At 47.4% G+C, this 8142-nt stretch carries 9 protein-coding genes, 1 tRNA gene and 1 pseudogene; 1 reads left to right on the forward strand and 10 read right to left on the reverse strand.

Going from position 1 to position 8142, the window contains the following annotated elements; genetic code table 11:
• Positions 1 to 198: 198 nt before the first annotated feature.
• From PLH26_RS17915 to PLH26_RS17960, 10 genes and pseudogenes are all read right to left on the reverse strand, one after another.
• On the reverse strand, positions 199 to 426 hold the full coding sequence (locus PLH26_RS17915) for a hypothetical protein (RefSeq protein WP_324587406.1): 228 nt from the start codon (positions 424 to 426) through the stop codon (positions 199 to 201).
• Between the two features lie 370 nt (positions 427 to 796).
• Complete coding sequence (locus tag PLH26_RS17920) at positions 797 to 1675, reverse strand: flavin reductase family protein (RefSeq protein WP_324587407.1); 879 nt, start codon at positions 1673 to 1675, stop codon at positions 797 to 799.
• A complete protein-coding gene (locus PLH26_RS17925) occupies positions 1656 to 2657 on the reverse strand; it encodes a fumarylacetoacetate hydrolase family protein (RefSeq protein ID WP_324587408.1) in 1002 nt (333 codons plus the stop codon). Before PLH26_RS17925 ends, PLH26_RS17920 begins: the two co-directional genes overlap by 20 nt.
• A gap of 27 nt (positions 2658 to 2684) precedes the next feature.
• On the reverse strand, positions 2685 to 3842 hold the full coding sequence (locus tag PLH26_RS17930; protein WP_324587409.1) for a homogentisate 1,2-dioxygenase: 1158 nt from the start codon (positions 3840 to 3842) through the stop codon (positions 2685 to 2687).
• Between the two features lie 18 nt (positions 3843 to 3860).
• Positions 3861 to 4991, reverse strand: a complete 1131-nt coding sequence (gene hppD / locus PLH26_RS17935) for a 4-hydroxyphenylpyruvate dioxygenase (protein ID WP_324587410.1) — start codon at positions 4989 to 4991, stop codon at positions 3861 to 3863.
• A gap of 136 nt (positions 4992 to 5127) precedes the next feature.
• Positions 5128 to 5853 carry a hypothetical protein gene (locus tag PLH26_RS17940; RefSeq protein ID WP_324587411.1) on the reverse strand — a complete coding sequence of 242 codons (726 nt, stop codon included), beginning with the start codon at positions 5851 to 5853 and terminating at the stop codon, positions 5128 to 5130.
• A gap of 119 nt (positions 5854 to 5972) precedes the next feature.
• Entirely contained in the window at positions 5973 to 6224 is a 252-nt protein-coding gene (locus tag PLH26_RS17945; RefSeq protein ID WP_324587412.1) for a hypothetical protein, read from the reverse strand.
• Between the two features lie 111 nt (positions 6225 to 6335).
• Entirely contained in the window at positions 6336 to 6485 is a 150-nt protein-coding gene (locus PLH26_RS17950) for a hypothetical protein (RefSeq protein WP_324587413.1), read from the reverse strand.
• Positions 6486 to 6662: pseudogene (locus PLH26_RS17955) on the reverse strand (helix-turn-helix transcriptional regulator); the annotation flags it as partial.
• A gap of 672 nt (positions 6663 to 7334) precedes the next feature.
• Positions 7335 to 7419 (reverse strand) — tRNA-Ser (locus PLH26_RS17960).
• A 304-nt stretch (positions 7420 to 7723) separates the two neighbouring features.
• Here PLH26_RS17960 and PLH26_RS17965 point away from each other — a divergent pair.
• Positions 7724 to 8142 (forward strand): ImuA family protein (locus PLH26_RS17965; RefSeq protein ID WP_502876407.1); only part of this gene is annotated, 419 nt, incomplete at its 3' end.

Raw genomic sequence — 8142 nt, forward strand, 5'->3', positions numbered from 1 at the left:
AGTACTAATGTTGAACAGTTGTACCAATATTGAACATCGCACCGCTGCCTGTCATGCCGACCCAAGGAGGCATCTGTGCTATAACATTCATGTTAATAATAGCATCTGAACCCCTTCGCCATGCCGAAAGTCCCATAAGTTAGTTGCTCAGCATTGTGTCTGTTGTGGGGCTGAAGTAACACTCACTAACGAAATCATTTAATTCTCGTAGACCATCACCTTTGCTCTCAGCAAGATTTTAAGATAGCTTTTTAAATGCTTATCGTCGTCTACATTATCAATCCTTTCAATATAAAAGGGGGTCGACAGAAAGCCTTTTTTATAAAAAAATGCCTGCTTTTTATTGTTTATTTCTACCCGGTAGTATGCCTTTTCTATATGGCTGGTGGTATTGCATTCTTTGGTAAAGAAAAATACTTTGTGCATTTTATCCGGGTTAAAGTGTATTTGCTATAACGGGAAAGGGGGTATCTTAATTGGTGTCTTATGATAAATTGTTGCGGTGTGACTACCTCCTGTTCATTCAAATGCGGGAAACTGATCTCCTGAGAAAGCGGCTCATATAACAATTGCGGTTAGCCGTTGCAGCGTTTTTTTTATTATGTACAAAAAATTGGCCCCTGTGAAAACAGGGGCCGCAACCAAAACTAACTGCTTATGAGAAAATTGACTATATTCTAATTGTCTTTATTAATAAGACGCGTCAGAAGCAAAATAGTACCATATTATATTGTTAATAATTTATTAAAGCTTTAAAAGTAAAGCCGGCAGATGGGCTTTCCCCGGTAAAAGGCCGCTACTCCATCAACAGCACCTGCCAGGCTTCCGGGGCTCTGCCTTCTTCCAGCAGTTGTACAGCTTCGGCACGCAGCAGTTTTTTTCTTTGTGCTATGTTTTCCACGGTGCGCAGGCGCAGGTTGAGCAATTCATGCGTATAGGTTTCGTTCCGCACCGGAACGGTTTCAAAATTTGCCAGTTGCGCCAGGTGATTACCTGTAAGGACATCGCTGTTTCGGATACCTGCCGGCAGGGCATCAAATCCCATCCCCGGCTTCGTATTGGGTTTGGGCACTTTAAAAAGGTTTGCGGGTTCAACGCAGCAATACCAGTCACCCCCAAGCCTTGCAACCAGCGCTGTTTTTTGCTGGTCAATCATGGTTTTCTCCGCATTGAGCACCTCATCACTTACATGCATGCAGAGCAGCTCTGCGATCACGAGGTTGCCGGCACCGCCTGCACCACCAAGAGACTCTACTTTGATGATCTTGCATTCGAACTTAACGGGACTTTCCTTTACCATTGGTGGCGTAACCATCGTAGCGGGTTCTTTGGTAAAGCCTGCTTTAACGAATTCATCCACTCCCGCAGGATACTCGCATGACGCAAGCGAAACCTGCTGTAGCATACCGTGGGTTACCATATGGATAACCGCCTGGCCTGTTTCAAGCACGTTGCCGAACGTGTGCTTGGTGCTGCCATCCCGCAGGCGACGGGCAGGTGAAAAGACAACCAGCGGCGGCTCGGTAGAGACCATATTGAAAAAGCTGAAGGGTGCAAGATTCGCTTCCCCCTTTTTGTTAACGGAGCTTACCAGGGCAATGGGCCTTGGAGCGATGGCGTGTTGCAACCATTGCTGCCGCGTGGCAGCCGGCAGTTCAGCGAGATGTATCAGCATGTTTTTTCTTTTGATTGAGAATGCTCCAATGAGTGGGCTGCCGTATAATGGTATTACATAGCTTTCCCAGCCCCGTGACCTCCAGCGCTACTTTATCGCCGGGCTGCAACCACTGTTCCTTGTGACCGGGGCTTTCACGCCTGGCGGTGCCATTGAGCTCCAGCAGGCAGCCTCTGCCAACGGTACCACTGCCGATCACATCACCTGGATAAAGGGTTGCACCGTAGCTTGCCCGTTCTATCAGCTCGGCAAAGGTCCAGCTCATATCAGCGAAATTGCCTTTGCTCAATGTAATGCCATTGACCGCGGCGGTCATCTCCAAATTCCAGGATCTTCCGGTATGACCGGGCTTACAGGGTGTTTCATATTGCTCCAATTCATCGGTGGTAACCAGCCAGGGACCCAGCACAGTACAAAAATCCTTTCCTTTTGCCGGTCCGAGGCTCAATTGCATTTCCTCCATCTGCAGAGTTCTTGCGCTCATGTCATTCATGATCATCAGACCGCCGATATAACGGTCTGCTTCCGTTGCCGGGATGTTTGTGCCCTGCCTGCATATCACGATGGCGCATTCCAGCTCGTAATCGAGCTTTTCAAAATGGTCGGGCATGCAGTGAATATCGCCCTGTCCCTGTACCGTGGTATGATTGCCAAAGTAAAAAACAGGAAACGCGTCGAAAGCAGGTATCATATCCAGCCCGCGGTTGCGTCTTGCCGTTTCCACGTGCCGGCGGAAAGCATAGCCGTCGCGCAACGAAACAGGGTGTGGCACAGGCGCCAGCAGCAATGCATCATCAACGGGTATCCCTGTGCCCCCCGGTTTGCTTTGTGCAATCAACGGATAAAGATCATCCCAGCCTTCAAGGAAAGCCCGCATTGTTGAGGGTAATGAAGAGTGCAGGTCTGCTGCATCATAGAGCAGGTCGCCGGAAAGCATTGCTAACCTTTCTTCACTGCCCGATAAGTAAGTAACCAGTTTCATCTGTTCATTTTATTGTTGCTGTACATTTTATTCTGCCCAACTCATGGTGTAGCCGGGGTTTTCAATTTCCAGCGCCCGCGTTGTGAGCTGCAGCGGATGGAAGGTGTCTATCATAACTGCCAGTTCCCCGGTTTCTTTTGCACCAATGGATCTTTCCACGGCGCCCGGATGCGGGCCATGCGGTATGCCCGAAGGATGCAGGGTGATCATACCCCGCGTTACGTTCTTGCGGCTCATAAAGTCGCCATCCACATAATACAGTATTTCATCACTGTCAATATTGCTGTGGTTGTAGGGCGCCGGAACAGCCTCGGGGTGATAATCAAAAAGGCGTGGCACAAAAGAGCAAACAACAAAATTCCCGGCTTCAAAAGTCTGGTGTACCGGCGGCGGCTGGTGCACCCTGCCGGTAATGGGTTCAAAATCGTGGATCGAAAAAGCGAAGGGATAACAGCAGCCGTCCCATCCTACTACATCGAAAGGATGGGTGGCATAGAATAAATTGTAAAGATGACCCTGCTTTTTAACGCGCAGCAGGAACTCTCCTTTCTGGTCGTGAGTGATGAGTTCCCCCGGCTGCCTTATATCCCGCTCACAACAGGGTGCATGTTCCAGCAGTTGCCCGTAAGGACTGAGATAACGTTTGGGAAAGCGTATGGGACTGAAGGATTCAACGATCAGCAAGCGGTTCCGCTCATCCGAAAATGCTACCTGGTAAATGGTACCCCGGGGGATAATGATATAATCGCCGGCAGCAAAGCCCAGGTTGCCGTACAGGCTGTGCACAACGCCGCTGCCTTCATGCACAAAGATCAGCTCATCCGCATCAGCATTTTTATAGAAATAGTTTTTCATAGCCTGCTCCGGTGCGGCAAGTGAAATATGGCAGTCGCTGTTGAACAAAATCACCTGCCGGCTCCGCAGGTAATCTTTCACCGGGATGATCCGAAACCCATCGAAGCTGCGGTGCTGCAGCTTTTTTGGGGTTGCAGCTTCCGGGCGCAGGTCAATGGTATCTCCTGTATTCTTTATCTGCGTGGGCGGATGAAGATGGTAAAGCAGTGAATAGTCGCTGGAAAAGCCTTCGGTTGAGAAGAGTTGTTCCGAATAGAGCTCCCCGTTTGGTGCGCGGAACTGCGTATGGCGTTTATGCGGGATATTGCCAAGCTTTTTATAATAAGGCATTGCTTAAAATTTTAAGTTTTATAAATTGCCTCTCAGCGCCTGCTCTCTTTCTATAGCTTCAAAGAGGGCTTTGAAATTCCCTTTTCCAAAGCTCCGGGCCCCCTTGCGCTGGATGATCTCAAAGAAAAGCGTGGGCCGGTCTTCAACGGGCTTCGTGAAAATTTGCAGCAGGTAGCCTTCTTCATCCCGGTCAACCAGTATACCCAGTTCGGCCAGCGCTTCTATATCTTCATCTATATCACCTACCCTTTTTTTAAGATCATCATAGTATGTGTGCGGAACCTGCAGGAATTCAACGCCGCGGAACTGCAGCCTGCGCACGGTTGCCACGATATCATTGGTTGCCACGGCGATATGCTGTACGCCCTCGCCACCGTAATAATCAAGGAACTCCTCTACCTGTGATTTTCTCTTTCCCTCCGCCGGCTCATTGATCGGGAATTTCACGTAGCCGTTGCCGTTGCTCATTACCTTGCTCATAAGTGCTGAGTATTCAGTTGAAATATCTTTGTCATCGAAAGAAAGGATGTTTTTAAATCCCATCACGTTTTCGTAAAAGCCCACCCACCTGTTCATGCCGTTCCATCCCACATTTCCAACGCAGTGATCTACGTGGAGCAGGCCGGTTTCGGAAGGCTGGTATCCCGGTTCCCACTTCACAAAGCCGGGCAGGAAAATGCCATGGTAATACTGCCTTTCCACAAAAAGGTGAACGGTGTCGCCATAGGTACGAATGCCCGATAGCTTTATCACGCCCCTATCATCTTTGAGTCCGGTTGGTTCCAGAAAGCTTTCAGCTCCTCTTCGTGTAGTTTGCTGCCAGGCATCGCGGGCATCATCTACACGCAGCGCCAGCGCCTTCACGCCATCACCATGCCGGTAGATATGGTCTGCTATCTCATTGTCCGGTCTCAATGGCGTTGTGAGCACGAGGATGATTTTTTGCTGCCGGATCACATAGCTTACTTTATCTTTTGAACCGGTTTCAGGGCCGGCATAAGCAAGCGACCGGAAGCCGAAAGCTGTTTTGTAATAATGGGCAGCCTGCCTGGCGTTGCCTACATAAAATTCTATATGATCCGTTCCGAGAAGCGGAAGAAAATCCTTATTGCCGGCGATACCTGCAGCCGGACGAACTGTTGTTTGCATTAATTTTTTTTTAGAAATGAAGAGAGATCAAAAACAGAAAAGACGTCTTTGGCATTAAAGACATGAGGACTCTTCGAGCGAGAGCAAAAGAAGGACATAACGGTGACGCCTGTCCGAAAAAAACTTGGATGGATAGTCAGGACGCATAGGAAAGGGTATTGATCTTTTCCGAAACGACGGGCAGCGAAGCCGGCAACTGCCGCATCGAATCCGGCACAAAATAGCAGTCCTGGAATTTATCTTTAATGACGGGCTTTGCAATGATGGTTTCTATATCGAGCGGCACCCGGTTCGCCTTTTCAGAAAGACAAAAATCCGTTTCACCAATGGAGGAAAGGATCCCTGCCCCGTATATCTTTAGCCCGGCATTCCCCTTCACGAGACCAAATTCGATGGTATACCAGTAAAGCCTGGCAAGCATTTCTACAACCGTATCCGCATATCCGTGCTTTGCGGCGATCTCAGCCAACCCATGCAGGAAATCGCAGATCAAAGGATCGGTGAGAAGTGGGATATGACCGAATACATCATGGAACATATCGGGCTCTTCGAGGTAGTTGAGCTGCCCTGGTTTTCGTATCCAGGTGGTTGCCCCAAACTTCCGGTGCAGCATTTTTTCGAAAAAAAATCGGTTATCAATCAGTCCCGGCACCGCATATATCTGCCAGCCGGTGAGCGTTTCCAGTTTTTTATTGATGCGTTTAAAATCAGGGATGTAGCTCGCCCGGAAACCCAGTTTGGATAACCCGGTCTCAAAATCAGGGTAAGCAACTTCTTTTATTTTTTTCACCTGCCTGTTGAATAAAACAGACCATGTATGGTGATCCGCAGCCGTATAGGCGCTGTAGTTTTGCCGTAGCATAGCAAACGTTTTTAAGTGATGGTAAAAGAGAGAACAAAATAATAGGAAAAGTAAAAAGAGAGAATGCCTGCTATACAGGACGCATTTTGCGGGTCTTTTTATTTGCTACGGGAAGCATATTACAAACGTACATAAAATTTTTTATTCATAAAACCTGCCCGTTCCGGCAAAGATAAAAAATCAATAAAATGCTGCTGACATTCTTTCTTGTGCCGCATTAGAAATCTTATAATTAGCTGCAACTTTCCTCCAGCAACACTTATTCCTGCTGTTATTGCCAGTTGGTTGGTTACCATTTCCCAGGCCGCCATATCTTTATCATCGTTTCTGCTTGGAAATTTTGCAATCCATAAATTATTATGTGCATCCATTTCCTTTTGCCGGTGATGCCGACAGCACTCCCATTAAGGATGGCTCCTGTAAGCCCAGCCAATGTGCATATACCCGGATGTCTTTTTTTATGTTCGCTGCCATTGCTGTATTTATTTTTTGGGTGCTCTTTCTTTTACGATAAGCTCTGCGTCCTGTAATTTTCTGCCAAGCATATCATCTGCTGCCACTTTTAATAAATCCTTTTCCAGGTTCAATACAAAAAGTACCTGAGCATAAGAACCCATAGCCACCCCGGGCATGCCTTTTTCTATGGAAAGCAGGGTCGGCCGGCTTATGTTCGCTCTTTCTGCTACCTGCTCTGCACTTAGCTTACGGCGCAGGCGGGCTAATTTGATATTTTCACCAAAGCCTGCAAGGATTTTAGCTGTACCGGGTAATATTGGAGATTTCTTATTTTTTATAATGATAATTATAATTTACAAATATACATGTTTTTGTAAAATATTATTTACGTTAATGATGATATAATTTAAATACACCTGTTTTTACAATGTACTTTTGAATGGTAAATTTTCCACATTCTATTATTTTAAGCGGTAAAAAGTAGTTGTTGGATAGCCTGCGGGCTCCTTACAGCAGGTGTCTATTACAAAGGCTCTGCCCGGATCCCGACTTCAAATATTTTTCAAATCGGTACACTTTATATCTTTCTGTAAGAGAGCAACACTATAATAATTTGAGTGGGCGATGAAGTTTAGTTGCAGATACATACCCTTTAAATGGCGGGCAAGCCGTTCTTCGGCGGGCGAAGATTAACCGGTATAATACTTTTTGACAAAACGGACTTTGTCCGTGCGCCGACGCTGAAGCTCTGGCCAAGCGTCCGAAGCCCGCTACCACGGGCAATGATAAAAGATGAATTGCGCACAAAAAAGCCCGCCTTTGTTTTTAAGCTTCGGCGGGCGAAGGCGGAGAGTGAGGGATTATTTTCAATGATCCCTGGCGCCTGCGGCGGGCGGGCCTAAGCCGGCAAATGACTGTTTCGCTTCGCTCATTTGCATTTTTGTTTTCACTCACTTTGCAAAGCAGGCTTTGCACGTCCGTGAAAACAAAAATGCCCCGCGTTTGCGGGGTCATTTGCCGGCTTGCGGAGAGTGAGGGATTCGAACCCCCGGACCTGTTACAGTCAACGGTTTTCAAGACCGCCGCGTTCGACCACTCTGCCAACTCTCCGGCGCAAAAATAGGCTCGTACGGCTAATTGTCAAAAACTTATTCAATAATATTTTAGCCTGGAGCTTCAACCAAAAAGCTGCCGGTAGTAGCCGGTTTTCAGCTATCAGCTTCGATTGTCATGTGCAGAAGTTACTCATTATCGGTAAGGTCTTTGAGATGACCCGGAATATTGCATTGTATAAATGACCAAATACAAATCAATGCAGCTAAAATAAACTATGCTACCATAACCGGCTGATTGTCAGCATCAAACAAAATTAATATCGAAATACTAAAATATTTAGTATTCTTGTATTGCGAATATGGCACAAACAGACATCATTACCCGGCTACAGCAGGATATTCTGCGCATGCAGAGGCAGCGACCGGTGGCTGATCCACCTGGCAGGAAAGTTGCGTTGGGCCCGGTGCTGGAGGCTTTTCCCAATAAGGCATTCCCAACAGGCGCCATACATGAATGTATCAGCCCTACTGCTACTGCCACAGCCGCCACGTGCGGATTTATTGCCGGCATACTGGGCAGCCTCATGCAAAATGGCGGATTCTGCGTTTGGATAAGCCCCGAAAGAATAATATTTCCTCCGGGATTAAAAACCTTTGGCATTGAACCGGATCGTGTGCTGTTCATCCATCTCAAAAAGGAAAAAGACATCTGCTGGGCTATGGAAGCCGCTCTACAGGCAGAAGGGTTGGCAGGTGTGGTAAGTGAACTGCCCGATCT

Origin of the sequence: Agriterribacter sp., from assembly GCF_035444585.1 — a bacterium.
Lineage (GTDB): Bacteria > Bacteroidota > Bacteroidia > Chitinophagales > Chitinophagaceae > Agriterribacter.